The organism is Streptomyces sp. NBC_00358, assembly GCF_036099295.1.
Taxonomy (GTDB): Bacteria; Actinomycetota; Actinomycetes; order Streptomycetales; family Streptomycetaceae; genus Streptomyces.
The window spans coordinates 5401736-5426016 of sequence record NZ_CP107976.1 but is presented as its reverse complement, the minus strand read 5'-3'; the positions used below and the strand labels follow the sequence as shown (position 1 = coordinate 5426016).

Sequence of the window (24281 nt, the reverse complement as noted above, 5' to 3'; positions counted from 1 at the left end):
CCTTGACGCGGAGTAGGAAACCGGGAAGCACGACTGTTCGATCTTGCCTCCGGGAACGTCAAGAAAGCGTCAAGAGTTAGGTAAGGTAACGAAGTACTTGCACTGAAGTGGCCGGCTTCCGGTGCTCAGATCCGGAGGCCGCCCGCGGCGGGCCCGGATCGGCGAGAAAGGAACAGCCCCTGACTGTCCACCACCTCAACCAGCTCCTGCTCGTGTGCTCGCTCGTCCTGCTCTTCGCGGTGGCGGCGGTCCGGATCTCCTCACGCAGCGGGCTCCCCACCCTGCTCGTGTACCTGGGGATCGGCGTCGCGATCGGCCAGGACGGAGTCGGCGACGTCCACTTCAGCAACGCCGAACTGACCCAGGTCATCGGGTACGCGGCCCTGGTCGTGATCCTGGCCGAAGGCGGTCTCGGCACGAAGTGGAAGGAGATCAGACCGGCCCTGCCGGCCGCCTCCTCGCTGGCGGTGGTGGGCGTCGCGGTCAGCGTCGGCGTCACGGCGACGGCCGCGCACTACCTGATCGGCCTGGAGTGGCGCCAGGCGCTCATCATCGGGGCGGTCGTCTCGTCGACGGACGCCGCGGCGGTCTTCTCCGTCCTGCGGAAGATCCCCCTCCCCGCGCGCGTGACGGGCATCCTGGAGGCCGAGTCGGGCTTCAACGACGCCCCGGTGGTCATCCTCGTCGTCGCGTTCTCCACCGCGGGACCCGTGGAGCACTGGTACGCGCTGCTCGGCGAGATAGCGCTGGAACTGGCCATCGGCGCGGCCGTCGGCCTCGCGGTCGGCTGGCTCGGGGCGTACGGACTGCGGCACGTGGCGCTCCCGGCCTCCGGTCTCTACCCCATCGCCGTGATGGCCATCGCGGTCGCGGCGTACGCCGCCGGCGCGCTCGCCCACGGCAGCGGATTCCTCGCCGTGTACCTCGCCTCCATGCTGCTCGGCAACGCGAAACTGCCGCACTGGCCCGCCACGCGCGGCTTCGCCGAGGGGCTCGGCTGGATCGCCCAGATCGGCATGTTCGTGCTGCTCGGCCTGCTGGTCACCCCGCACGAGATGGGCGACGACATCGTGCCCGCGCTCGTCATAGGCCTGGTGCTGACCATGGTGGCCCGGCCGCTGAGCGTGGTCGCGAGCCTGCTGCCGTTCCGCATCCCGTGGCAGGAACAGGCGCTGCTGTCCTGGGCGGGGCTGCGCGGCGCCGTGCCCATCATCCTGGCGACGATCCCGATGGTGAGCGGCATCGCGGAGAGCGAGCGGATCTTCAACATCGTCTTCGTCCTCGTCGTCGTCTACACCCTCATCCAGGGCCCGACGCTGCCCTGGCTGGCCCGCAAGCTCCGCCTCGGGGAGTCCCCGGGAGCCGCCGACCTGGGCATCGAATCGGCGCCCCTGGAGCGGCTGCGCGGCCATCTGCTGTCCGTCGCGATCCCCAAGGGGTCCCGTATGCACGGCGTCGAGGTGGGCGAGCTGCGGCTGCCCCCGGGCGCGGCGGTCACCCTCGTCGTCCGCGACGCGAAGTCCTTCGTACCGAATCCCACGACGGTGCTCCGGCTCGGCGACGAGCTGCTGGTGGTCGCCACCGACCCGGTCCGGGACGCGACCGAGCGGCGGCTGCGCTCCGTCGGCCAGGGCGGCAAGCTGGCCGACTGGCTGGGGATCGGCGACGCCGACGGCGGAGCGGAACACCGTACGAAACACCGAACGGGCTTGTGACGGGACTCCGGGCGGACTCTTACGGGATTCCGAACGGGGTTCTCACGGCACCACGGACGGGCGCCCTGAGACAGCGAGAGTCATTCACAGGCGCACGTCTTCGTGGTGCTCATTTTCACAGGCCTGGCGACGATCGCCCCCTGTACGATGAAGGCACACCTTGATCGAACCAACTCTGCCTGACGCAGAGCTGGCGCGACCGTATGGCGGCCGTGACGTCCTCCCGAGGGAGACGCCGGTATCTACCGCAGATCCGCGCAAGAGGACAGCTCTCGGCGCCCCCCGCACGGGCGCGCTACCAGGCGGCAGAAAGGCACGGGCCGTGGCATCCACGGTCACCTCCCGTCCTGGATACGGACAGCTGCTGCGCACCCGCGGCGCCTGGACGTTCCTGCTCCCGGGCTTCGCCGCCCGTCAGCCGTTCGCCATGCTGACGATCTCCATCGTGCTGCTCGTGCAGCACACCACCGGCTCCTACGGCGCGGCCGGCGCGGTCGCCGCCGCCACCGGTGTCTCCATGGCGCTGTTCGCGCCCTTCACCGGGCGCCTGGCCGACCGGCACGGACAGCGGGCCGTACTGCTGCCCGGCGTACTCGTGCACGCCGTGGCCGGGTTCTCCCTGACCGCGCTCGCGCTGGCGGACGCCCCCTTGTGGGCGCTTTTCGCCGCCGCCGTCCCGACCGGCGCCTCGGTGCCGCAGATCGGCCCCATGGTGCGGGCCCGCTGGGGCGTGAAGCTTCAGGACTCACCCCTGATGCCGACCGCGGCGGCCTTCGAGTCCGTCACGGATGAGCTGACCTTCGTCTTCGGACCGCTGCTCGCGACCGCGCTGTGCACGGCCGTCGACCCCGCCGCGGGCCTGCTGACCGAGGCGTCGCTGACTCTGATCGGCGGTCTGCTGTTCGCCGCGCAGAAGAGCACCCAGCCCTCGGTCGCCCTCGCCGGACACGCGCGCGTGGAGCACGGTTCCGCTCTGCGCATCCCCGGGGTGCGCGTCCTGATCGTGACCTTCCTGGGCATCGGCTCCGTCTTCGGCGGCATGCAGGTCTCGCTCGCCGCGTACAGCGAGTCGATCGGCGAGCCCGGCCTGAACGGTGTCCTGTACGGCGTCTTCGCGGCGGGCAACATGCTCTCCGGCATCGTCTGCGGTGCCATCGCCTGGCGGGTGGCCCCGCAGCGACGGCTCGTCCTCGGGTACGCCGCGCTCGCGCTGGCCGCCTCCGGACTGTGGGCGGCGAACTCGGTGATCGTGCTCTCCGGCCTCGGTCTCGTGGTCGGTATGTGCATCGCTCCGACCCTGATCACCGGCTACACCCTGGTCGAGAGCCTCGTTCCGCAGGGCGCCCGCACCGAGGCCTTCACCTGGCTCACCGGCGCCGTCGCGCTCGGCCAGGCGGCGGCCGTCACCGTCGCCGGACAACTGGAGGACCGGCTCTGGGGCGGCGCCGGATTCCTGGTGCCGATGGCCGGTACCGCACTGGCTCTGGTGACCCTGGTGGCACTGCGCTCACGCCTCGCCGCGCAGGCCCCGAGCCGAGCCGTCGCGCGTGGCGTCGGTCACCGCGTGCCGGTGACAGTGGACTGATCTCGCGGAATACGTCAGTATGGACCGTCGTTAGCACTCACTGAGTGAGAGTGCCAGGAGGAAGACAAGTGCCGACCTACCAGTACCAGTGCACCGCGTGCGGCGAGGGCCTCGAGGCGGTGCAGAAGTTCACCGATGACGCCCTGACCGAATGCCCGAACTGCAGCGGCCGCCTGAAGAAGGTGTTCTCGGCCGTCGGCATTGTCTTCAAGGGCTCCGGCTTCTACCGCAATGACAGCCGCGGCTCCTCGTCGAGCAGCTCGCCGGCTTCCAAGCCGTCGACGTCCACGTCCTCGTCGGACTCGAAGTCCTCGTCGTCGGCGTCCACGTCGTCGTCCTCGGACTCGAAGTCGTCGGGCGCGAAGTCGTCGGGCACCGGCTCGTCGAGCAGCTCCGCCGCTTAGGGCCTCCGCGGTCCGCCGGGGCTCCTGCCCCGGTCCGGCCGTCTCCGCGAGGCCTCACCAGGCTCGTTCCCACGGGACCCCGTCGTCGTACGACGACGGGGTCCCGTGCGTTCCCCCGTCCCGGCTAGGGTGCCGTTCATGGCGAACACGGAGAACCCACAGTCCCCGGCCGGGGAGCAGTCGACGGCCCTGGCCGAGATCGGTGTCATCGGCGGCTCGGGCTTCTACTCCTTCCTGGACGACGTGACCGAGCTGCAGGTGGACACCCCTTACGGGCCGCCCAGCGACTCCCTGTTCCTCGGCGAGATCGCCGGCCGGCGGGTCGCCTTCCTCCCCCGCCACGGCCGCGGCCACCATCTGCCGCCGCACCGCATCAACTACCGGGCCAACCTGTGGGCGCTGCGTTCCGTCGGCGCCCACCAGATCCTCGGCCCCTGCGCCGTGGGCGGACTGCGTCCGGAGTACGGGCCCGGGACCCTGCTCGTTCCGGACCAACTGGTGGACCGTACGAAGGCGCGGTCCCAGTCGTACTTCGACGGGCTGCCGCTGCCGGACGGATCGGTGCCGAACGTGGTGCACGTGTCGCTGGCCGACCCGTACTGCCCCGTCGGACGCCGGGTCGCCCTGGAAGCGGCGCGCGGACAGAACTGGGAAGCGGTGGACGGCGGGACGCTCGTGGTCATAGAGGGTCCGCGGTTCTCCACCCGGGCCGAGTCGCTCTGGCACCGGGCGCAGGGCTGGTCGGTGGTCGGCATGACGGGACATCCCGAGGCCGCGCTCGCCCGTGAACTGGAGCTCTGCTACACGTCGTTGACGCTGGTCACCGACCTCGACGCGGGGGCCGAGACCGGCGAGGGCGTCTCGCACGACGAGGTGCTGAAGGTGTTCGCCGCGAACGTGGACCGGTTGCGCGGGGTGCTCTTCGACGCGGTGGCGGGACTGCCGGACGACGGAACACGGGACTGCCTGTGCACGACGGCGCTGGGCGGCATGGATCCCGGGTTCGAGCTGCCGTGACGACGGCCGTCACGGCCCCGGCCGTCACGGCGGCGGAGTCTCCCGGGTCGCGGAGAGCGCGGAACCTCCCGTTCGGGTGAGGGAGTTGTCCACAATCCCTCGGTGGTCCACGGGCTCCGGCGGACTTCGCCGCGGGACCTCATCGTGGGATCGCAAGCAGATCCCTCGTCGCAGGTGGTGGTCACCATGGCACAGCTCTCTCCTCTTGTCCGCCCGCCCGGGGCGGACGCGCCGCCGACCGGTGCGGTGCCGCAGTTCGCGCCCGTCCGTGTGTGCGGCGGGTGGTACCGGCTGCGGCGTCTGGCCCGCCACAGGAGGCGGGCCGTGGCCGCGGGCCTCGCGATGACGGCCGCCGCCCTCGTGGCGGCCGGCCCGGGTGATGCCGGGCGGGCGCGTGGACATCCGGCGCCCGCGCTCCCCGCCGCGTCGGGGTCGGCCACCACCGCTTCCGCGCCCCTGCGCGGTCCGAGGGCGGTCGAGACGGTGCGGGCGCCGGTCCGCATCGCGGACGGCGGCGCGGTGCGGCTGCTGCGTCCCGGCGACCGGGTGGACGTGGTCGCCGCGGACGGCGAAGGCCGGGTGCGAGTGGTCGCGGCCGGGGCGCGGGTCACCGAGGTCCCGGAATCCGCCGCCACCGACACCGGAGCGCTGGTCGTCCTCGCCGTTCCGCGCGCCACGGCGACACGGCTGGCCGGCGCCGGCACCACATCACGGCTGGCAGTGACGCTGCGATGAGTGCAGAAACCGTGTCAAGTCCCTCGTTCGAGCTACCCAGTTGGACGGGTCCGGCACGCCCTGCCGTAGGTTGCGGAGCTGTTTGTTCCACAACCTGTTCGGAGGGGCCTCCTAGTGAGCGAAAACAAGCAGCCCGGTGTCTGGGAGGGCTTCAAGGCCTTTCTGATGCGGGGCAACGTCATCGACCTTGCCGTCGCCGTGGTCATCGGCGCCGCCTTCACCAACATCGTCAACTCCGTGGTGAAGGGGATCATCAACCCGCTGGTCGGTGCGATCGGCACGAAGAACCTCGACAACTACACCGCCTGCCTGGAGGACCCGTGCACCGGCACGGGGGCGACCGCCAAGGGGATCCGCATCATGTGGGGCTCGGTGCTGGGCGCCACGCTCAGCTTCGTGATCACCGCGGCCGTCGTCTACTTCCTGATGGTTCTGCCGATGGCCAAGTTCCTGGCCCGGCAGGCGGCTCGCCAGAAGGCGAAGGAGGGCACGCGCGAGGTCATCGAGGTGTCCGAGCTGGAGGTGCTGAAGGAGATCCGCGACGCACTGGTCGCCCAGCGCGGTCCGGGACGCCGCGAGTACTGACGCCGGAGCACCGGGCCCGCGCCGGGAGGACCGGGGGGCGCCCGTGCCGGAACACCGGGGGCCGGGCTCAGATGTGGTGGGGCGGCTTCTCGTCGAGGAAGCGCTTCAGGTCGGCGGCACTGTCACCGGTGCTGTCGGCCCGCTCGCCCCACCCGCGGTCCGTATCGTCCGAGGACTGCTGGCTCAACGGATCGTCGAAGACCAGGGCCGGCTTCGGATCGCGCGGTTCGGGGGCGGGGGCGGGACTCATGCCCCAAGGGTACGCCGCGGGGGTGGCTCCCCACCCGGTCGGCGACTTCGACACCAGGTTCGCTTGTGAACGCATTCACAAGAATTTCCGGGGCTTTTCTGCTGTGCTTGGCCCCATGACGTCCCGTCCCACCCCGGAATCCGCCGCGGCACCGCGGCCCGCAGGCCGTCGGCCCCTGCGCAGAATGACCGCCCGCGGCCGCGACGAGGCGCATCGGGTCGCGTCGCCGCTGGAGCTCCTGTTCGACCTGTGTTTCGTGGTGGCCATCGCCCAGGCGGGCGCCCAGCTGGTGCACGCCGTGGCGGAGGGGCACGCGGGTGAGGGCATCCTCAACTACGCGATGATCTTCTTCGCCATCTGGTGGGCCTGGATGAACTTCAGCTGGTTCGCGTCGGCCTACGACAATGACGACGTTCTCTACCGGGTCGTCACGCTGGTGCAGATCGCCGGTGTCCTGGTGCTCGCGGCCGGAGTGTCTGAGGCGTTCGAGAGCCACGACTTCCTGGTCGTCTGGCTCGGTTACGTGATCATGCGGTTGGCGATGATCGCCCAGTGGCTGCGGGTGGCACGGTCCACCGAGGGAGCCGAGAGAACCATGGCACTGCGGTACGCGGGTGGCGTGCTGCTGTGCCAGATCGGCTGGCTCGGCCTGCTGCTGGCGCCGGATTCGGGCCGCACGTGGGTGTTCCTGGTGGTGGTCGTCGCCGAGCTGAGCGTCCCCCTGTTCGCGGAGAAGGACTTCACCACGTCCTGGCATCCGCACCACATCTCGGAGCGGTACGGACTGTTCACGATCATCGTGCTGGGCGAGACGATCGCCGCGGCCACCGTCGCGGTGAAGTCGGCCGTGGACGAGCACGACGCCCTGGGCGAGCTGCTGCCCATCGCCGCGGGCGGGCTGCTGATCGTGTTCTCCGCCTGGTGGATCTACTTCGCGGTGCCGATCCACGGGCATCTGCGATCCAACCGGCAGGCCTTCCTGTGGGGGTACGGCCACTATCTGATCTTCGCCTCGGCCGCCGCGATCGGCGCGGGCCTGGAAGTCGCGGTGGAGCAGACGGTCGGCACCGCGCACATCTCGGCCCTCTCGGCGTCGGCCGCGGTGACACTGCCTACCGCCCTCTACTTCCTCACCGTCTGGGCACTGCACTCCCGCCACTTCAAGATCGGCATCGCCCAGCAGCTCGTCCTGCCGACCACCGCGCTGCTCGTCATCCTGTGCACCTTCCTCGGCGACTGGGCGGTCCTCACCTCGGGCATCGTCTCGGCGCTGGCCGTGGCGGTCGGGGTGGTGATGACGACGCGGACGGTGACTCGGGAAGCGGTGGGTGGCGCGGCGCCCGGGGGCGCGTAGAGAGCCGGCACAGGGCTCGCGGAGAGAAGCAGGAGCGTGGACGAGCGGACGGGAGCGTGGACGGGACGACGGGGGCGCGAGCGAAAAGGCAGCGGCGGGCGAAGGAGAGGGGAGCCGCCCGGCGGGGCGCGCGGCCCGGGTCGTACGACTGCCACCGCCGGGACCCGGGGCCGGGGAACACTGGGCCCATGACAGTTGACGCTCTGACGGATGTCGCCGGCCTGCGGGTGGGACACGCGACGCGTACCGGGGACGGCCGGCTCACGGGGACGACGGTGGTACTCGCCCCCGAGGGAGGCGTGATCGCCGCCGTGGACGTGCGCGGCGGCGGGCCCGGCACCAAGGAGACGGACGCGCTCGATCCGCGCAACCTCGTGCAGAGGATCGAGGCGGTCGTACTGACCGGCGGCAGCGCCTACGGGCTGGACTCGGCGTCCGGCGTGATGGCCTGGCTGGAGGAGCGGGGACGCGGGGTGCGCGTGGGGCCGGACCCCTCGCACGTCGTACCCGTCGTGCCCGCCGCCTGCGTCTTCGACCTCGGGCGTGGCGGCGATTTCCGGTCACGGCCGGACGCCTCCACCGGACGCGCCGCGGTCGAGGCGGCCGACGCGAGTGCGCTGTGCGCGCCGGTGCCCGAAGGAGGGGTGGGCGCCGGTACCGGGGCCGTGGTCGGGCAGATCAAGGGCGGCGTCGGGACGGCGAGCGCGCTGCTGGAGTCCGGCATCACGGTGGCCGCGCTGGTGGTGGCCAACGCGGCCGGTTCTGTGGTGGAGCCGGAAACGGGGGCGCTGTACGGGGAGTTGACGCGAGGACGTACGGCGACTCCGTCCGCCCCGGTGCGCGAGGCCGCCCGGCGGCGGCTCGCGGAGGCCGCCGCGAGGAACGCGCCGCCCCCGTTGAACACCACGCTCGCCGTCGTCGCCACCGACGCCGAGCTGACCCGGGCGCAGGCGCAGAAGCTCGCGGGGACGGCACACGACGGGATCGCGCGCGCCGTGCGTCCGGTGCATCTGCTGAACGACGGGGACACGGTGTTCGCGCTGGCCACGGGCGCCCGGCCGCTCGCCGCAGGGAATCCCCTGGCGCTGAACGAGATCCTCGCGGCGGGCGCGGACCTGGTGACCCGGGCGATCGTGCGCGCCGTACGTGCCGCGGAGTCGGTGGACGGGCCGGGCGGGGTGTGGCCGTCGTACGAAGAGCTGTACGGAGAGCGGTGAGGAGGGAGCAGGTCGGGCGAACGGCCCTTTTCCGTCGCGTGACGGCGTTCGGCTCGGGTCGGGTCGGGTCGGGTCGGCGGGAACCCGTCGCGCAGGCCGATCGGACCGACGGCTGGAACCTGTCGTGGATCGCGAGGGCCGAGGGAAGTACCGTCTGACGAGGGCCTTTTGACGTCGGGTCGAGCCGCGCGGGAACTTGCCGCGCGCCCCGCCCGTTTTCCGTCCGCACGTTTTCTCGGTTCGCGGACATGATGTCCGACCGAGGGGCTACGGTATGCACCCACAAGGTGACATGCAGCAACGCCGGGAGAAACCTTGAGCGTTCCGTACGAGACAGCAGCGTACGAACCACCCGAGTCGCCCGAGTCTCCGGAGGAGCATCTCGCTCGACTTCTGGGCCGCGCCCTGAACTCGTTCGAGCTGCCCGACGAGGCGATACGGCGACTCGACTGCGCGCTGGCGCACGACAGTTCGCTGCACTCCGCGCACCACAGCGCGGGCCTGCACCGGGAGACGTACAGGCACACCTGGCTGCTGGCCGACGGCTCAGCGGTCACGCTGTGGGAGCTCGTGCACAACACGGCGGCCGGTCGCGAGGCACGGCACGAGGTCTACGCCGACGAGGAGGAGTTGCGCGCGGCCACGGCCCGCCTCCCGCTCCCGCCGGATGCTCCGGACTTCGAGCTGCCCGTGTTCGTGCAGTTGTCGTCGATCCCCGAGCCGCGACACACGTACGTGCCGGACGACTCCGCCGATCACGCGCGCCGGCTCCTGCGGCGCGCGGAGAATCCGGACCGGCCGGACCACGACCTCACGACGCTCCTGCTCCGCGAGGCGTTCGCGCACCAGATCACGCAGGCCTTCGGCCGCCCCTGCCGGGCCGGGCAGGCGGGGCTGTGCTTCTCGCTCTACGAGCACGCGTTCCTGCTGCGCGACGGGCAGGAGATCTCCCTGTGGGAGGTCGAGCACACGGCGACGCCGGACCGGCGGCACATGTGCGAGGTGTACGCGACCGAGGACGCAGCGCGCGACGCGATGGAGCGACGCGCCGCACGACTCGGCTGACGACTCGGCCGACGGCGGAAGGGGCCCCGGCACCTGAGGTGCCGGGGCCCCTTCCGTCGTGGACCTCCGGGTCGCGCGAACAGCAGCGGACTCGGGCGGGGATCAGCCGACGAATTCCGGCTTCCGTCCCTGACCTTGATCCTTGTCCTGGCCTTGATCCGCGTCCTGGCCCTGAACCTGGTTCTGGTCCTGGCCGTGAACCTGGTCCTGGTCCTGTGCGCCCGGTTCGTCCTCCGCGCCCTCCACATGCTGGGCCGGCCGCTTCGGCAGCGCGAACATCAGCAGGAAGATGACGGTCAGCACCGCGGCGACCCAACCCAGCGCGTGCTGGAAGGCGTTCACGAAGGCCGGGCCCACCTGGGCGGCGGTCAGACGGTCGCCGATCTCGCCGAAGAAGAGGACCGAGACCAGGCCGAGGCCGAGCGCGTTGCCCATCTGCTGCACGGTGTTGATCAGGCCCGAGGCCGAACCAGAGTGCTCGCGCGGGACCTCGGAGAGCACCGCGTCCGTCAGCGGGGCGACGATGAAGCCCATGCCGGCGCCCATGACCACCAGCGGAAGAGCCATCTGCCAGGAGGCGATGGACATGCCGTACCGGTCGGACTCCCAGATGTAGAGCAGTACGCCGAGCGCCATGATCAGAGCGCCCGCCTGGAGCACCTTGCGCCCGAAGCGCGGTACCAGCAACTGCACCGACGTGCCCGCCGCCGCCGAGACCGCGATCGAGAACGGCACCCCGGTCAGCCCGGCCCGCAGCGGCCTCCAGCCCAGCCCGATCTGCATGTACAGCGTCCAGACGAGGAAGAAGATGCCGAGCGCGACACCGAACACGGTCTGCACGGCGATGCCCGCGGCGAAGCTCTTCACCTTGAACAGCGACAGTTCGACCAGCGGAGAACCGTCCCGCGCCGTCTTCCGCTTCTCGTAGGCCACCAGTGCCGCGAAGACCACCAGGGAGCCGCCCATCGAGACGTATCCCCACAGCGGCCAGTGCAGCTCGTGGCCGCGGGTCAGCGGGTAGAGCAGCATCAGCAGGCCGAGGGTGACGAGGGCGACGCCGACGAGGTCGAGCTTGAGGGCGCGCGGGGCCTTGGACTCGCTGATGAAACGGCGGCCCAGGACCAGCGCGACGACGCCGACCGGCAGGTTGATGAGGAAGATCGGCCGCCACTCCAGGCCGAACAGGTTCCACTCGGTGAGCAGCGCGCCGAGGAGCGGGCCCGAGACCGCGCCCAGACCGACGATCGCGCCGAAGAGCCCGAAGACCTTGCCGCGCTCGTGCGCCGGGAAGGTGGCGTGCACGATCGACAGCACCTGCGGCACCATCATCGCGGCCATGGCGCCCTGCAGGATGCGCGAGGCGACGAGCATCTCCGGGTTCGCCGCGAAGCCGCACAGCGCCGACGCGAGCGTGAAACCGGCGATGCCGAGAAGGAAGAGCCGCTTGCGGCCGTGGATGTCGCCGAGCCGACCACCCGTGATGAGCCCCGCGGCGAAGGCCAGCGCGTAGCCCGCGGTGATCCACTGGATCTGGCTGAACGTGGCGCCCGCGTCCCGCTCGATCGAGGGGATCGCGATGTTGACGATCGTGACGTCGACCAGATCCATGAAGGCCGCGGTCATCACGATGGCGAGGGCGAACCAGCGCCGCCGGTCGGCCGCCGCGCCCGGCGCCGGGCTGCTGAGAGCTGTCTCAGAGGTGTCAGAGGTGTCGGTGGAGGTCATGCCTTCAAGGTAGGCCCCTATTAGGTCAGATCATGTCCTAGTTCTACGGCACCCTGGAAAACATGACGACCGATACGCCGGCCAGGCTTCTGCAGCTCCTCTCCCTCCTCCAGACGCCTCGCGAATGGCCTGGCGGCGAGCTGGCCGAGCGCCTCGGGGTGTCCCGTCGGACGATCCGCCGCGACATCGACCGGCTCCGCGAGCTGGGCTATCCGGTGCAGGCGGCCAAGGGCGCGGACGGCGGCTACCGGCTGGTGGCGGGCAAGGCGATGCCGCCGCTGGTGCTCGACGACGAGGAGGCCGTGGCCATCGCGGTGGGCCTGCGGGCCGGCGCCGGGCACGCCGTCGCGGGCGTGGACGAGGCCTCCGTACGGGCCCTCGCCAAACTGGAACAGGTGCTCCCGGCCCGGCTGCGTCGTCGCGTGTCCACGCTCCAGGCCGCGACCACACCCCTGACCAGCGGAGACGGGGCGAGCATCGCGCCGGAGACGCTGACCGTGATGGCGTCGAGCGTCGCGGGACGGGAGCGGCTGCGGTTCGCGTACCGCTCGGGGGACGGAACACCGTCGCGGCGGCTGACCGAGCCGTACCGGCTGGTCTCCACCGGCCGCCGCTGGTACCTCGTCGCGTACGACCTCGACCGCGAGGACTGGCGGACGTTCCGCGTCGACCGGGTGAGCGAGCCGTTCCCGACGGGGGCCCGGTTCGCGCCCCGTGAACTGCCGACCGGGAACGCCGCCGAATTCCTGCGGCAGTCGATGTACCGGCGCCAGGAGACGTACGCGTTCGACGTGACCTTCGCCGCCCCGGCCGACTTCGTCGCGGCGCGCGTGCCCGCGTGGGTCGGCACGCCCGAGCCGCTCGACCAGCACAGCTGCCGGCTGCGCGCCTCCTCCAGCGACTCGATGGAATGGCTGGCGGTGCGCATCGCGATGGTCGACTGCGAGTTCACGGTTCGGGAACCGAGAGAACTCGTGGATTACGTAAGGGATTTGGGTGCGCGGCTGAGCCGGGCGGCGGGAGTGCAGCAGACTGACCACGCGTGACGGTCGGCGGCACACCGCTAGGCGGGCGGCAGCCGCGCCGCGAGGCTGTTGGCGCCCCCAGCCGTCACGGACGGCAGGCTGTGCCGCTGTGGCAGAATCTGCCATCCGGGTCACCCCGGGGTTCAGGTTCGGGGTGGCCCGTCCCCATGCTGCCCGGAAAACCCGACCTCCGCGCGCCCGGTTCACAGCCCTTCGGACCCGGCGCGAAGACCGGTCCGAACACCTGACTCGCCCCCGATCCGGATGCGGGCACGGGCGCTCTGGGTACGGCTCCCGATCCGGATGCCGGCACGGGCACTCTGGGTACGGCTCCCGATCCGAATGCGGGCACGAGCACTCTCGGTCCGGCTCCCGGCGCAGGCACTCCCCCGTCCGGGGCCGGACGGGGGCTCACTCTCGATCGGATGGCGCTCGGTCGCATCGCACTCGGTCGGATCGGACTCGGTCGGATCGCGCTCGGCCTGATGGCGGCATGCTCTCGCCGCCCCGCACCGGACCGGGGCAGAAGTGGAGCCGAGCTTCGGCGCCAGGGGGGGGAGGCGCCGAAGCTCGGCTCTGGGAGAGTCCCGGCGCGGGGGGGGGTGTGCGTCGGGACTCGGTTCTCGGGGGCGATACGAGTCCGCCCGGGTCGAGCCTTGAAGCGTGGGGCTTGAAGCGTGGGCCCTGAAGTCTTGTTCCCAGAGCCCAGCAGGTTGAAGCGGCCTTACATGGCCATGTCTGGTCGACTTGTGGCCAACGTGGCGGGCGTGCCCGTGCGCGGACCGGGCAAACCCCGTCTCGTGCCCTTACGGCGAATGAACCCGTACGGCCCACTCGCCTCGCTCACCCGGCCAACCCCGCCCGACTCGGCCGACTCGGCCGCCGCCCGGCCGCGTCGAATCCGGTGGGCCACTACGCGGCCGCGTCGAATCCGGTGTCGCGCGCCAGCTTCTTCAGTTCGAGCAGGGCGTGCTTCTCTATCTGGCGGATGCGCTCGCGCGTGAGCCCGTGCTCCTTGCCGACCTCCGTGAGCGTGCGCTCCCGGCCGTCCTCGATGCCGTACCGCATCTTGATGATGGAGGCGGTGCGCTGGTCGAGGTGACCGATCAGGCCGTCCAGTTCCTCGCTGCGCAGCAGCGTGAGGACCGACTGCTCGGGCGACACGGCCGAGGTGTCCTCCAGCAGGTCGCCGAACTGGGTCTCGCCCTCGTCGTCCACCGCCATGTTCAGTGAGACCGGGTCGCGGGCCCAGTCCAGCACGTCGCCCACGCGCTCCGGCGTGGAACCGAGCTCGGCGGCTATCTCCGTGTGCTCGGGCTCCCGCCCGTTCTCACGGTTGAACTCGCGCTGCACGCGACGGATCCTGCCCAGTTCCTCGACCAGGTGGACGGGGAGGCGGATCGTGCGCGACTGGTCCGCGATGGAACGGGTGATGGCCTGACGGATCCACCAGGTGGCGTACGTCGAGAACTTGAAGCCCTTGCGGTAGTCGAACTTCTCGACCGCGCGCACCAGGCCGGCGTTCCCCTCCTGGATCAGGTCGAGCAGGGGCAGGCCGCTGCGCGGATAACGGCGCGCCACGGCCACGACCAGTCGGAGGTTCGAGCGGATGAACACGTCCTTCGCGCGCTCGCTGTCGGCGACCAGCGCCTCCAGCTCCTCACGGGACGCGTCCGCCTTGGCCTCCGCCTCGCCGTCGAGGATCTGCCGCGCGAACACACCCGCCTCGATGACCTGGGACAACTCGACTTCCTTGGCGGCGTCGAGCAGCGGTGTACGCGCGATCTCGTCGAGGTACATGCCGACCAGGTCGCGATCGGCGATCTCGCCGCCTCCGGCGCGAACACTGCGTGCCGCGTCGGAGGTCCCGCCGGTGGCGGACTTACGACGGGCGACGGCACGGGTTGCCATGCGTGCTCCCTTGCGTGGTGGGCTTGCGGGTGATCCTGGACATCGGTTTCACCCTCCCGGGTGCCCGGCATCTGATGGAAACAACGACTGGAATCAGGACAGAATTCCCAACCCGCGCCTGGATTTTTCTGACCATGCAGTACCCTGTCGCAGCACACAGGAGGGGCGATGCCGTCAGAACGTACAGATGTGCAGGTCAGACCGGGAGTGGCCGCCGACCTCGGCGCTCTCACGGACCTCTACAACCACTACGTGCGCGAGACGCCCATCACTTTCGACACCGACGTCTTCACGCCGGAAGAACGGCGCTCGTGGCTGCTCTCCCACCCTGAAGACGGACCGCACCGCCTGATGGTTGCCACGGACGAGGACTCACAGGCAATTCTTGGGTACGCCACTTCCAGCGCCTTTCGCGCGAAGCCCGCCTACGCGACCTCCGTCGAGGTCACGGTCTACGTGGCCCCGGGCGCCGTGGGCCGGGGCGTCGGCTCACTCCTCTACGAAGCCCTCTTCGAAGCGCTCGCCACCGAGGACCTGCACCGGGCCTACGCGGGCATCGCCCTGCCCAACGAAGCGTCCGTGCGCCTGCACGAACGCTTCGGGTTCCACCACATCGGCACCTACCGGGAGGTCGGCCGCAAGTTCGGCCGCTACTGGGACGTCGCCTGGTACGAGAGGGAACTCACCCGCTAGAGCTCGCCCTCCAGGGGAGCCGGCGGCGCGATCCGCCTTCCCCGGGGTGCCGTTCGGACGGGGTGCCGTCGGGTCTTCCCCGATCAGGAACGCCGGGCGCTCAGCCGAACTGCACCGACCGCTTCGCCATCCCGAGCCAGAATCCGTCGATCACCGACCGCTGCGCGTCGAGCTCCCCCGAGGCCTCCGCCGCGCCCATGGTCACGAAGAGCGGGGCGAAGTGCTCGGTGCGCGGGTGGGCGAGCCGGCCCGCCGGGGACTTGCGCTCGAAGTCGAGCAGGGCGTCCACGTCACCGGCCTCCAGCGCGCGGTGCCCCCAGTCGTCGAACTCGCTCGACCAGGTGGGGACTCCCCCGCCGGTGTGCCGCAGGGCGGCGAGATTGTGGGTGAAGAAGCCGGAGCCGACGATCAGCACACCCTCGTCGCGCAGCGGCGCCAGCTTCCGGCCGATCTCGAACAGCCGGACCGGGTCGAGCGTCGGCATGGAGATCTGGAGCACCGGGATGTCGGCCTCGGGGAACATCTCCACCAGCGGGACGTACGCGCCGTGGTCGAGTCCGCGCTCCGGGATGTCCTGCACCGGCGTACCGGGCGCGCGCAGCAGCTTCCGTACGGATTCGGCGAGCCGCGGGGCGCCGGGCGCGGCGTACGTCACCTGGTAGTAGTGCTCGGGGAAGCCCCAGAAGTCGTACACCAGGGGGACCGTCTCGATCGCGCCGACGGCGAGCGGGGCCTCCTCCCAGTGGGCGGAGACCATGAGGATCGCCTTGGGGCGGGGCAGGCCGGCGGACCAGGCGGCGAGCTGGCCGGGCCAGACCGGGTCGTCCGCGAGCGGCGGGGCGCCATGGCTGAGATAGAGAGCGGGCATGCGCTCCTGTGCGGGGCGCTCCTCGGTGGCGGCGGACATGGCGGCTCCCTCCAGAGGCTTCGCGTCCGATCGTACGACGCGGTGCTTGATATTTGAAGCAGTTACTTAAACTCTCAAGTTCTACGTCGAGGCCGACGGTACGCCCCGTTTGTTTAATTTTCAAGAAGAGGCTCGTACAGTGGAGTACATGAACTCGGCACCCGCTCCCGCTGAAGAGCCGCGCTGGCTCACCGACGAGGAACAGCGCATCTGGCGCGCGTACATGCACGCCACGACCCTCCTCGATGACCACCTCGACCGCCAGCTCCAGCGCGACGCGGGCATGCCGCACATGTACTACGGGCTTCTCGTGCAGCTCGCCGAGTCGCCGCGCCGCCGGCTGCGGATGACCGAACTGGCCATGAACGCGAAGATCACCCGCTCACGGCTCTCGCACGCCATCGCGCGTCTGGAGAAGAGCGGCTGGGTGCGCCGCGAGGACTGCCCGTCCGACAAGCGGGGGCAGTTCGCGGTACTGACCGACGCGGGCTACGAAGTGCTGAGGCGCAGCGCGCCGGGCCATGTGGCCGCCGTACGCCAGGCCCTGTTCGACCGGCTCGGCCCGGACCAGCAGAAGGCCTTCGGCGAGGCCATGCTGATCATCGCCGAGGGGCTCCAGCCGAAGGACGCGGGCGCGGACCTGCCCTGGCTGCGCTAGACGCGTCACGTGGGTCAGGCACGTCACGTGGGTCAGGCGGGTCGGGCGCGTCACGTGCGGCACGTGCGCCGGACGCGGCAGCGCATACGTCATGTGCGCCACACGAAAGGCGAGCGCCCGGGGCCGGCCGTGGGGCCCGGACAGGCGACTGCCCCGGCTCCGTCGAGTTCGGAGCCGGGGCAGTCCTTCGGAGTGGTACGGGCGGGGCGTCCCCACCCCCGCCCGTACACGCGCTACGTGCCGTGGGCGAAGTACCCGGGGTACCCGTGCACGCGCCGTGGGCGAAGTGCCGGGGTACCGAGGGCCGTCAGTGGGCGATGACCGGCACCTTCAGTTCGTCCTCCACGCCCGCGCCGCCGCCCGAACCGGAGCCGACGACCACGGAGCCGTCCGGACGGCCGGTGTTGATCAGGGTGAAGGCGATTCCCGCGGCGAGGACAAGGATGCCGACGGCGAACCAGATCGCGTTGCTGTAGCCGTGCACCATGCCCTCGGCCTGGACGAGCTGCTGCTGCGCCTTGGTACCGGCGCCCGCCATGTGGTCCTTGATGTAGGCGGTGGTCGCGGAGGCGGCGATCGTGTTGAGCAGGGCCGTACCGATCGCGCCGCCGACCTGCTGCGAGGTGTTGACCATCGCAGAGGCGACACCGGCGTCACGCGGCTCGATGCCGTACGTGGCGAGCGACATGGCCGGCATGAACGCCGTACCCATGCCGAGGCCGAGAAGCAGCAGGCCCGGCAGCACCACGGTGGAGTACGAGGAACCGATCTCCAGCTGCGTCAGCAGCAGCATGCCGACCGCGGCGGTCAGGAAGCCGGGGCCCATCAGCAGCCGCGGCGCGACCCGGGTCATCAGGCGGGCACCGATCTGCGTGGAGCCCGTGATCATGCCCGCGACCATCGGCAGGAAGGCGAAGCCGGTGGAGATGGGCGAGAAGCCCTTCACGATCTGCAGGTAGTAGGTCAGGAAGAGGAACGTGCCGAACATCGCGATGATCGCGAGACCGAGGGAGAGGTAGACGCCGCCGCGGTTGCGCTCGGTGAGGACGCGCAGGGGCAGCAGCGGGGCCTTGACCTTGGACTCGGTCAGGACGAACGCGGCCAGCAGCAGGACCGAGGCCACGAACAGGCCGACCGTCACGGAGTCGCCCCAGCCGTCGGACGCGGCGCGGGTGAAGCCGTAGACGAGGGAGACCAGACCGAGGGTCGACAGGACCACGCCGGGGATGTCGAGCGGCGAACGGTTGCGGCCGCCCTTCGGCTCACGGATGACGAAGTACGCGCCCGCGGCCGCGACGATCGCGAACGGGATGTTGACGAAGAAGGTCCAGCGCCAGTTCATGTACTCGGTGAGGACACCGCCGAGGATGAAGCCGACGGCGCCACCGCCACCGGCGATCGCACCGTAGATGCCGAAGGCCTTGGCGCGCTCCTTGGCGTCGGTGAACATCACGGCGAGCAGCGAGAGCGCGGCGGGCGCGAGCAGCGCGCCGAACACACCCTGAAGCGCGCGGGCGCCGAACATCATCCCGCCGCTCTGCGACGCGCCACCGAGCGCGGAGGCCGCCGCGAAGCCGACCAGGCCCACGACGAACGCCCGCTTGCGGCCCCACAGGTCGGCGATACGGCCGCCGAAGAGGAGCAGACCGCCGAAGGCGAGGGCGTACGCGGTGACGACCCACTGCCGGTTGCCGTCCGAAATACCCAGGTCCTGCTGGGCGGAGGGCAGCGCGATGTTCACGATGGTGGCGTCGAGCACCACCATGAGCTGGGCCAGCGCGATGAAGACGAGCGCCTTCCAGCGGTTGCTGTGCGCGTCGGACGCTGGGTCCGGGACTGCCTTGATGGTTCCTGTTTCAGACATGGGGGTACCCACTCCGGGACTTCGTAGCGAAAAATTCAGTGACAAGGGACGGCTCGTCGACGCTGACGGCCGGGAAGCGGCTCGGCACGACTCGTCCCTGATGACGAGTGCGCCTCACGCGCGACGAGTTACGAGGTGTACGTGCGCTCTACTGGCTGTACGAGTTGTGATGTCACACTCGTCGCAGTTCCTCCACGGTGGCGGCCACTCCGGGCAGTACGGAGCGGGCCGGGGCCCGCATACCGTCCAGGAACAGCTGCAGATGACGGTGCACGAAGCGGTCGATGCCCTGGCACGCGGTGCCCGGCAACGGCCTGGTGAGCTGGCTGACGGCGATCATCAGATCGCCCAGCTCGATGTCGGGGCGCAACTGTCCGGCCTCGCGCGCGCGGGCCATCAGCTGCTCGATCAGATCGGTGATCCGGTCGCGCGCGGCGACCAGGTCGGGGTGGTCCTTGTCGAAGTTCTCGGCGAGCATCGGGCACAGGGCACCGATCCGCTCGTCGGCGGCGAAGTGCACGAAACCGCTCAACGAGTCGAAGGCGTCGCCACCCGCTGCCAGAGCCTCCTCGACCCACTCCGAGGTGCGGTCCATCACCGAGCACACGACCTCGCGGGCGAGGGCGTCGCGGTCGGGGAAGTTACGGTACAGCGTGGCGTTGCCGACACCTGCCCGGCGGGCGATCTCGTCGAACGGCACCTCGGCGCCGAATTCGACGAACATCTCGCGGGCGGCTGCGACGATCCGCTCCCGGTTGCGCAGGGCGTCGGCACGGGGCCGGGCCACTCGACGCTGCACGGGGGTTGCGGTGTCCACGACGTACTCCTCGAAGATCTCGGATCTTGAATGCGATCCGGGGATTCGCTCCCCGTTTCGCTCGGACGTATGACTAAACGGGGAAACGATCCCCGGTTATTTCCCCGCCCGGGAGAGAAATACGTGACCTGCGTCACACTCGCGTAGCGGGCGACTGTTCGCCCTCCCCGGCCTCCCCCGGAGACCTCCGCGACCTCCTCGAACCCGCCCGCACCCTCTCGGCCGGAGCCCGTTTTCAGGTGCCCCCGAGATGAACCCGATCGGTCCCATCCAGCGCGCGCCCGGCGCGTCGGCGACACAGGGTGATCGAAAGGGTGCAGTCGGGTACCGGGTGGCTGCCGTGGAGCGAAGGGCCCCCGCATGCAGCCGTCCAGCCGCCGGATACGCCCGCGCCGTGCGGCCGCGCTCGCCACGGTGACCGTGCTGACGCTGGCGGTCAGCACCTCCGCCGGCACCGGACACCTGACGGCCGGCTCCGCCACGGCGGGCTCCACCGCGCTGGCCCGCTCCACGGCGCTCGGCCCCTGCATGATCAACGGCCCGTCGGGCGTCCAGATGGGGGAAGGCATCCCGACCACACCCGGTTACGCCCGCTCCACCGGCACCCTCCGGGCGCTCACCCTGATGGTCGACTTCTCCGACGCGCCCGGCAAGGGCAGCGCCCTCGACCGGTACGCCGAGTTCTTCCCGAAGACGCAGGAATGGTTCCGCACCGCCTCCTACGGCCGACTCGACTACCGCCCCGCGGCCCCCGTCCGGCACTGGCTGCGCATGCCCAAGCCCTTCAAGGCGTACGGCATAGAACGAGGCGCGCCCTTCGATCCCGGCTACCGCGAACTGGTCCAGGACATCGTGGCCGCCGCCGATCCCGAGGTCGACTTCCGCTCGTACGACATCCTGAACGTGCTGGTCACCCCGAACGCCGGGCCGTCCGCGCTGGACACCGTGCTGTCCGTGACCTTCGCCGGCAACACCGAGGCGCCGGTCGCCGACGGCGTGCCCGTCGCCAACGCGTCCTTCGTCTACAGCCGCCAGGACGACGGCTCGGGCTCCTACGCCGACACCGGCTACCGCGTACTGCCGCACGAGAACGGCCACACCTTCGGCCTCCCCGACCTCTACACCCAGGACGGCGGCGGCGCGGTCGGGCACTGGGACATCATGAGCGAGGACTGGGGAGCCGACAACGACCTCCTGGGCTGGCACAAGTGGAAGCTGGGGTGGCTCGACGCCTCCCAGGTCAGCTGCGCGGCGGCGCGCGGCACCAGCGAGTACACGCTGACCCCGCTGGCCCTGCGCGGCGGCGCCAAGCTCGTCGTCATACCGACCAGTGCCCGAAGCGGGTACGTCCTCGAACTGCGCACCCACGCGGGCAACGACTCCGCGGTCTGCCGTCCCGGCATCCTCATCTACAAGGTCGACGCGGACGTGGACACCGGGAACGGACCCGTGACGGTGTCGGACTCCCACCGCGACAGCGGCGGCTGCACCCGTTCCCCCAACGTCCAGGCCGAGCTCTCCGACGCGCCCTACGCCCCCGGTGAGACCTTCAAGGACACGAAGGCGGGGGTGACCGTCCAGGTCGCGTCGGAGAACGCCGCGGGGAAATACCGGGTGTACGTGACGCGCCGCTGACCGCGGAACGGACCGTTGTACTGACCGCCGTACTGATCTCTGTACAGACCGTACGGGCCCCTGGAACGGGACCGCCGACCTGCCGCGCGCGGCAGGTCGGCGCCCGTGTCGGGAGGCGGCCGACCCGCTTCGGCGGCCGGGCAAGCACTACCGTGGCTCCTCTGAGATCCGCCACACGGTGGCTCATCCGAGAACCGCCGGACGGTGCTCCTCTGAGAGCCGCATCGGAGAGCCCATGTCATCGAGCCCCATGTCGCCGAGCCCCACGCCGTCGGGTCGCACACCGTCGGCCCCCCGGTCTTCGAATCCGGGGTCTTCGAATCCGGGGTCCGGCTTGTCCGCCTCCGAACCCGCGGGCGGGGTCGGGATCGGGGCCGGGAACGGGGCCGAGGTGCCCGAAGAGGCGGTGACGCCGCTCATCCGTGGGATCGCCGTCCTGCGCCGGCTGACCGAAGCGGACGGGGTGTCCAGTCTGAGCGGACTGGAACGGGCCACCGGCCTCGCGCGCTCCACCGTCGACCGGATCACGGCGACCCTCGCCCGCATGGGATACGTACGCCTCGACGGCCGGGACGCCGTACTGGCTCCGCGTCTGATGGAACTCGGGAACGCCTATCTCGCCGCTCTGCGGCTTCCTCGCCTCCTGGACGCGCACGCCGACGCACTCGCGGACGAACTCGACGAGTCGGTGTCGCTCGCCGTCGGTGACCGGGACGGCGTCCGTTTCATCCACCAGGCGACCCGGCGCCGCGCGATGTCCCTGAGCTTCCGCATCGGCGACCTGCTCCCCGCCGAACGCACCGCTCCGGGACCCCTGTTCGCCTCCGACTGGAACGAGGAGGACTGGACACGCTGGCGGGAACGCCGGGCGGCCGATCCGGAGGACCGCGGCTTCCCCGCCGTACCGGCACGGAGCAGGCCGTACACATCCACGCCGTCTGTCGGCCAACTCCCCACGGTCGGGGATGACTTCGAGACGCGGGTGGCCGAAGCGCGGCGTACGGACTGGGCGTTGGACGACCAGTTGATCGAACCGGGGCTCGTCGCCGTCTCGATGCCCGTACGGGAGGCGGGGCGGATCGCCTGCGTGGTGAACGTGGTGAGCCACACGAGCCGGCACACCGCCACCGACCTGAGGGACACGCTGCTGCCGCGGCTGCGGACGGCCGTGGCCGAGATGGAACGGGAGTTGGCGCTGGAGTTGGCACTGGACAGGGAGCCGGTCCCGGAGCGAAGGACGCCGCCCGCGGAGAGCGGCGGGGACGACGACACCGCGAAAGCCGGGAACGCGCGGCCCCCGTCCGGCAACGCTAGAACCCCGTCCGGGCTCGCCGACTGGACCGCCGCTTCCAAGCACGAACTGGGGCGGGAGTTCATCGAGTCGCTGGCCCGCGGGCTGACCGTGATCACCGCCTTCGGTGAGGGCCGCGCCGAACTGACCCTCACCGCGGTCGCCCAGGCGACCGGGCTCGCCCGCGCGACCGCGCGCCGCGCCCTGATCACGCTGGAACACCTCGGATACGTCACCGCCCACGACCGCGTCTTCCGGCTCACCCCGCGAGTCCTGGGCCTCGGCTTTCCGCCACTCTCGCGGACCTCGCTCCCGGAGATCGCGGCCCCTCATCTGACCGAACTCTCCCAGCGGCTGCACGACTCGGTGTCCCTCGCGATGCTGACGGGCGACGAGATCCAGTACACGGGGCACGTCTCCACCCGGCGCATCATGAGCGTCAACGTCACCGTCGGCACCCGGCTGCCCGCGTACGCCACTTCGCTGGGCCGCGTGATCCTGGCCGACCTTCCGGAGGCCCGCGCGGTGGAACTGCTCGGCGGCGAACCACCCGAAGACGTTTCCGGCCGGCCCGGCGGCGCCCTTTCCGGCGAGCGGCCCGAGCGGTCGGACCCGTCGACCGGGTTCCCGTCGACCCCGCCGATCGCCACGGCCCCGGAGCGGTTCACGTCCGAACTGGACCGGGTGCGGAAGGCCGGATACGCCATGGTCGAGGAGGAGTTGGAGCAGGGCCTGCGGTCCGTCGCCGTCCCGGTGCGCGACCGGGGCGGACGGGCCGTGGCCGCGGTGAACGTCGCCATGCACAGCAGTCGCCGTACCGCCGAGGAGTGCGTCCGCGACGTACTGCCCGAACTCCACGCGACGGCGACCCGCATCGAGGCGGACCTGCACATCGCGGACCGCTTCGGCCGCGTACAGCCGAACTGAGCGCACTCCGCCCTGCCCCAGCCGCCAGCCGCCAGCTCCAGCCCCCGGCCCCGGTCCCCACCCGAAGTTCCTTCACGCCTCAACTAGCCTTATCCATAAGCGAGTTACCGCAACGAGTCACCACGTTGGCGTGAAGATGATCTGCGCGCCCATGCCCCGTTGACAGACCCAAAAGCAGGTTCCTAGCGTCGCTTGCGGCAGGACAGACAGCAGCCGAACGACAAGGAGCGTCCGGGTGGTCGCGTCGTGGTGAGGCAGGAGAGGTCCGAGCGAACCAGGCGCAACCTGATCCGAGCCGCCTCGACCACGTTCGACCAGGCCGGTTACGAGCGCGCCACCCTGTCCGCGATCAGTGATCGCGCGCAGGTCACCAAGGGCGCCCTGTTCTTCCACTTCGCGGCCAAGTCCGATCTCGCCCGTGCGGTCCAGGCGGAGGCCTGCGCCACGTCGGGCGCCGCGCTCGTGGAGCTGGCGCGGCGCGAGACTCCGGCCTTCGAGATCGCCACGGCCATGGCCCACACCCTCGTGGGCCTCCTCGAAACGGACATGGTCGTCCGCGCGGGCGCCCGCCTGGCCCAGGAGATCAGGACCCCCGACGACCCGGCGCTCCACTGCCACCTCAACTGGCTCGGCGCCCTGCACGGAGCCCTGAGCCGGGCACGGAGCGACGGCTCCCTGCTCCCCGACGTGGATGTCCGCGCGGCCGCCGTCCTGATGCTGTCGATGATCACCGGCACCACGGCCCTGCCCCGCCTCCCCACCTCCAGCTCACCGCTCCCCCACCCTCACGTCGACTCCCACTCCCTCCGCGAAACAGGAGACCAGTGGCTGACCCGCATGCTCCGCCTGACCCGCCCAGCGCTCACGGGGCCCCGGCCGGGATGAGGAGCAAGGCCCCGGT

Annotated in this window: 21 protein-coding genes; 15 read left to right on the top strand and 6 right to left on the bottom strand. The window is 70.8% G+C overall.

Annotation, left to right across the window (positions count from 1 at the left end):
• Positions 1 to 107: 107 nt before the first annotated feature.
• The 6 genes from OHT01_RS23120 (at position 108) to mscL (ending at position 6041) form a co-directional block, all read left to right on the top strand.
• A complete protein-coding gene (locus tag OHT01_RS23120) occupies positions 108 to 1715 on the top strand; it encodes a potassium/proton antiporter (protein ID WP_328555033.1) in 1608 nt (535 codons plus the stop codon).
• A gap of 322 nt (positions 1716 to 2037) precedes the next feature.
• A complete protein-coding gene (locus OHT01_RS23115; protein WP_328555032.1) occupies positions 2038 to 3300 on the top strand; it encodes an MFS transporter in 1263 nt (420 codons plus the stop codon).
• A 68-nt stretch (positions 3301 to 3368) separates the two neighbouring features.
• On the top strand, positions 3369 to 3704 hold the full coding sequence (locus OHT01_RS23110; RefSeq protein ID WP_328555031.1) for an FmdB family zinc ribbon protein: 336 nt from the start codon (positions 3369 to 3371) through the stop codon (positions 3702 to 3704).
• Positions 3705 to 3842: 138 nt separating this feature from the next.
• Positions 3843 to 4721, top strand: a complete 879-nt coding sequence (locus tag OHT01_RS23105; protein ID WP_328555030.1) for an S-methyl-5'-thioadenosine phosphorylase — start codon at positions 3843 to 3845, stop codon at positions 4719 to 4721.
• Positions 4722 to 4907: 186 nt separating this feature from the next.
• Positions 4908 to 5456, top strand: coding sequence for a hypothetical protein (locus tag OHT01_RS23100; RefSeq protein ID WP_443043542.1), 549 nt, complete (start codon positions 4908 to 4910; stop codon positions 5454 to 5456).
• A 114-nt stretch (positions 5457 to 5570) separates the two neighbouring features.
• The gene (gene mscL / locus OHT01_RS23095; protein ID WP_328555028.1) at positions 5571 to 6041 is read left to right on the top strand and encodes a large conductance mechanosensitive channel protein MscL; all 471 of its coding nucleotides are present in this window, start codon (positions 5571 to 5573) and stop codon (positions 6039 to 6041) included.
• Positions 6042 to 6108: 67 nt separating this feature from the next.
• Here mscL and OHT01_RS23090 read toward each other — a convergent pair whose 3' ends face one another.
• Positions 6109 to 6291: a hypothetical protein gene (locus OHT01_RS23090; protein ID WP_261709245.1), complete on the bottom strand. Its 183-nt coding sequence runs from the start codon at positions 6289 to 6291 to the stop codon at positions 6109 to 6111.
• 115 nt (positions 6292 to 6406) lie between these two features.
• Between OHT01_RS23090 and OHT01_RS23085 the strand changes: the two genes are divergently transcribed.
• From OHT01_RS23085 to OHT01_RS23075, 3 genes are all read left to right on the top strand, one after another.
• On the top strand, positions 6407 to 7645 hold the full coding sequence (locus OHT01_RS23085) for a low temperature requirement protein A (RefSeq protein ID WP_328555027.1): 1239 nt from the start codon (positions 6407 to 6409) through the stop codon (positions 7643 to 7645).
• Positions 7646 to 7833: 188 nt separating this feature from the next.
• A complete protein-coding gene (locus tag OHT01_RS23080) occupies positions 7834 to 8862 on the top strand; it encodes a P1 family peptidase (RefSeq protein ID WP_328555026.1) in 1029 nt (342 codons plus the stop codon).
• A 315-nt stretch (positions 8863 to 9177) separates the two neighbouring features.
• A complete protein-coding gene (locus OHT01_RS23075; RefSeq protein ID WP_328555025.1) occupies positions 9178 to 9927 on the top strand; it encodes a DUF6227 family protein in 750 nt (249 codons plus the stop codon).
• A 102-nt stretch (positions 9928 to 10029) separates the two neighbouring features.
• On the opposite strand, the gene OHT01_RS23070 is transcribed toward OHT01_RS23075, so the two are convergent.
• Entirely contained in the window at positions 10030 to 11652 is a 1623-nt protein-coding gene (locus OHT01_RS23070) for an MFS transporter (protein WP_328555024.1), read from the bottom strand.
• A 62-nt stretch (positions 11653 to 11714) separates the two neighbouring features.
• On the opposite strand from OHT01_RS23070, the gene OHT01_RS23065 reads away from it, so the two are divergent.
• The gene (locus OHT01_RS23065; RefSeq protein WP_328555023.1) at positions 11715 to 12698 is read left to right on the top strand and encodes a helix-turn-helix transcriptional regulator; all 984 of its coding nucleotides are present in this window, start codon (positions 11715 to 11717) and stop codon (positions 12696 to 12698) included.
• Positions 12699 to 13589: 891 nt separating this feature from the next.
• Here the strand turns inward: OHT01_RS23065 and OHT01_RS23060 are convergent.
• Entirely contained in the window at positions 13590 to 14588 is a 999-nt protein-coding gene (locus OHT01_RS23060) for a sigma-70 family RNA polymerase sigma factor (protein ID WP_328555022.1), read from the bottom strand.
• Positions 14589 to 14756: 168 nt separating this feature from the next.
• Here OHT01_RS23060 and OHT01_RS23055 point away from each other — a divergent pair, with 168 nt between their 5' ends.
• A complete protein-coding gene (locus OHT01_RS23055) occupies positions 14757 to 15281 on the top strand; it encodes a GNAT family N-acetyltransferase (RefSeq protein ID WP_328555021.1) in 525 nt (174 codons plus the stop codon).
• A gap of 100 nt (positions 15282 to 15381) precedes the next feature.
• Here the strand turns inward: OHT01_RS23055 and OHT01_RS23050 are convergent, their stop codons facing one another.
• On the bottom strand, positions 15382 to 16188 hold the full coding sequence (locus tag OHT01_RS23050) for a dioxygenase family protein (RefSeq protein WP_328555020.1): 807 nt from the start codon (positions 16186 to 16188) through the stop codon (positions 15382 to 15384).
• Positions 16189 to 16336: 148 nt separating this feature from the next.
• On the opposite strand from OHT01_RS23050, the gene OHT01_RS23045 reads away from it, so the two are divergent.
• Positions 16337 to 16846, top strand: a complete 510-nt coding sequence (locus tag OHT01_RS23045) for a MarR family winged helix-turn-helix transcriptional regulator (RefSeq protein WP_328555019.1) — start codon at positions 16337 to 16339, stop codon at positions 16844 to 16846.
• A gap of 307 nt (positions 16847 to 17153) precedes the next feature.
• Here the strand turns inward: OHT01_RS23045 and OHT01_RS23040 are convergent, their stop codons facing one another.
• On the bottom strand, positions 17154 to 18710 hold the full coding sequence (locus OHT01_RS23040) for an MFS transporter (RefSeq protein ID WP_328555018.1): 1557 nt from the start codon (positions 18708 to 18710) through the stop codon (positions 17154 to 17156).
• A 172-nt stretch (positions 18711 to 18882) separates the two neighbouring features.
• A complete protein-coding gene (locus OHT01_RS23035; RefSeq protein WP_328555017.1) occupies positions 18883 to 19527 on the bottom strand; it encodes a TetR/AcrR family transcriptional regulator in 645 nt (214 codons plus the stop codon).
• A gap of 360 nt (positions 19528 to 19887) precedes the next feature.
• Between OHT01_RS23035 and OHT01_RS23030 the strand changes: the two genes are divergently transcribed.
• The 3 genes from OHT01_RS23030 (at position 19888) to OHT01_RS23020 (ending at position 24265) form a co-directional block, all read left to right on the top strand.
• Positions 19888 to 21162, top strand: coding sequence for a M6 family metalloprotease domain-containing protein (locus OHT01_RS23030; protein WP_328555016.1), 1275 nt, complete (start codon positions 19888 to 19890; stop codon positions 21160 to 21162).
• A gap of 250 nt (positions 21163 to 21412) precedes the next feature.
• On the top strand, positions 21413 to 23380 hold the full coding sequence (locus tag OHT01_RS23025; RefSeq protein WP_443043541.1) for an IclR family transcriptional regulator domain-containing protein: 1968 nt from the start codon (positions 21413 to 21415) through the stop codon (positions 23378 to 23380).
• Positions 23381 to 23572: 192 nt separating this feature from the next.
• Positions 23573 to 24265, top strand: coding sequence for a ScbR family autoregulator-binding transcription factor (locus OHT01_RS23020; RefSeq protein ID WP_328555014.1), 693 nt, complete (start codon positions 23573 to 23575; stop codon positions 24263 to 24265).
• Positions 24266 to 24281: the final 16 nt, after the last annotated feature.

Bases quoted from the DNA above. Each gene is read 5' to 3' on its own strand.
- OHT01_RS23065 (WP_328555023.1), top strand. From the start codon at position 11,715: ATGACGACCGATACGCCGGCCAGGCTTCTGCAGCTCCTCTCCCTCCTC.
- OHT01_RS23070 (WP_328555024.1), bottom strand. From the start codon at position 11,652: ATGACCTCCACCGACACCTCTGACACCTCTGAGACAGCTCTCAGCAGC.
- OHT01_RS23105 (WP_328555030.1), top strand. From the start codon at position 3,843: ATGGCGAACACGGAGAACCCACAGTCCCCGGCCGGGGAGCAGTCGACG.
- OHT01_RS23045 (WP_328555019.1), top strand. From the start codon at position 16,337: ATGAACTCGGCACCCGCTCCCGCTGAAGAGCCGCGCTGGCTCACCGAC.
- OHT01_RS23055 (WP_328555021.1), top strand. From the start codon at position 14,757: ATGCCGTCAGAACGTACAGATGTGCAGGTCAGACCGGGAGTGGCCGCC.
- OHT01_RS23080 (WP_328555026.1), top strand. From the start codon at position 7,834: ATGACAGTTGACGCTCTGACGGATGTCGCCGGCCTGCGGGTGGGACAC.
- OHT01_RS23085 (WP_328555027.1), top strand. From the start codon at position 6,407: ATGACGTCCCGTCCCACCCCGGAATCCGCCGCGGCACCGCGGCCCGCA.
- OHT01_RS23060 (WP_328555022.1), bottom strand. From the start codon at position 14,588: ATGGCAACCCGTGCCGTCGCCCGTCGTAAGTCCGCCACCGGCGGGACC.
- OHT01_RS23100 (WP_443043542.1), top strand. From the start codon at position 4,908: ATGGCACAGCTCTCTCCTCTTGTCCGCCCGCCCGGGGCGGACGCGCCG.
- OHT01_RS23090 (WP_261709245.1), bottom strand. From the start codon at position 6,291: ATGAGTCCCGCCCCCGCCCCCGAACCGCGCGATCCGAAGCCGGCCCTG.
- OHT01_RS23050 (WP_328555020.1), bottom strand. From the start codon at position 16,188: ATGTCCGCCGCCACCGAGGAGCGCCCCGCACAGGAGCGCATGCCCGCT.
- OHT01_RS23030 (WP_328555016.1), top strand. From the start codon at position 19,888: ATGCAGCCGTCCAGCCGCCGGATACGCCCGCGCCGTGCGGCCGCGCTC.
- OHT01_RS23040 (WP_328555018.1), bottom strand. From the start codon at position 18,710: ATGTCTGAAACAGGAACCATCAAGGCAGTCCCGGACCCAGCGTCCGAC.
- OHT01_RS23025 (WP_443043541.1), top strand. From the start codon at position 21,413: ATGTCGCCGAGCCCCACGCCGTCGGGTCGCACACCGTCGGCCCCCCGG.